Origin of the sequence: Methanosarcina spelaei (assembly GCF_002287235.1) — an archaeon.
Taxonomy (GTDB): Archaea; Halobacteriota; Methanosarcinia; order Methanosarcinales; family Methanosarcinaceae; genus Methanosarcina; species Methanosarcina spelaei.
The window spans coordinates 1-1,290 of sequence record NZ_LMVP01000280.1; the positions used below are offsets into that span (position 1 = coordinate 1).

The window sequence follows — 1,290 nt, forward strand, 5'->3', positions numbered from 1 at the left end:
ATAACAACCTGGTCGACAAGATGGAAATTGCCGGGCTTTGCTGTACCGCATTCGATATGACCAGGTACAAGGAGGCCGACAGGAGAGCTCCATACGCCAAGATCGTAGGGTCTCTGGCTAAAGAACTGAAGGTTATCCGCTCCGGAATGCCTGATGTTATTGTTGTCGACGAACAGTGCGTCCGTGGTGATGTTTTATCCGAGTCCCAGAAACTCAAGATCCCTGTGATCGCTTCCAACGAAAAAATCCTGATGGGTTTGCCAGACCGTACAGACGCAGATGTGGATTCAATAGTTGAGGAGATAAAGTCAGGAGCAATTCCGGGTTGTGTAATGCTTGACTACGATAAGCTAGGAGAGCTCGTCCCGAAGATTGCAGAGGTAATGGCTCCAATCCGTGACGCAGAAGGCATAACAGCAATTCCGACTGATGAAGAATTTAAAGCATACGTAGACAAGTGTGTCAAGTGTGGAGAATGCAGGCTTGCATGCCCAGAAGAGCTGGATATCCCAGAAGCTCTTGAATATGCAGAGAAGGGAAGCTATGAGTATCTCGAAGCTCTTCACGACATCTGTATAGGGTGCCGCCGTTGCGAACAGGTCTGTAAGAAAGAAATCCCAATAGTTAATGTAATTGAGAAGGCTGCACAAAAAGCCATCAGCGAAGAGAAAGGATTGGTCAGAGCTGGCAGAGGGCAGGCAAGTGACGCAGAAATCAGGAAAGAAGGCCTGAACCTTGTTATGGGAACTACTCCTGGTATCATCGCTATCATCGGATGCCCGAATTACCCGAGCGGTACTAAAGATGTCTACCTAATTGCTGAAGAGTTCCTGAAGAGAAACTACCTCCTGGCTGTAAGCGGGTGTTCTGCAATGGACATCGGTATGTACAAGGATGAAGAAGGCAAAACACTTTACGAAAGGTACCCAGGTACATTCGCAGGTGGTGGACTGCTTAACACCGGTTCTTGTGTGTCCAACGCACACATCAGTGGGGCTGCCGAGAAAGTTGCCGGAATCTTTGCTCAGAGAAACCTGGCAGGAAACCTTGCTGAAATTGCGGACTATACTCTCACCCGTGTAGGTGCATGCGGACTTGCCTGGGGTGGATACTCACAGAAGGCTGCTTCAATAGGTACAGGATGTAATATCTATGGTATCCCTGCAGTGCTCGGCCCCCACGGTTCCAAGTACAGGAGAGCCCTGATTGCCAAAAACTATGACGAATCCAAGTGGAAGGCCTATGATGCCAGAGACGGCTCAGAGATGAACATCCCACCAGCACCGTACT

At 49.1% G+C, this 1,290-nt stretch carries 1 protein-coding gene; it reads left to right on the forward strand.

Features of this window, described 5'->3' with window-relative positions; genetic code table 11:
* A partial coding sequence (locus tag ASJ81_RS12910; protein WP_141241719.1) for a 4Fe-4S dicluster domain-containing protein occupies nt 1–1,290 on the forward strand: 1,290 nt, incomplete at both ends.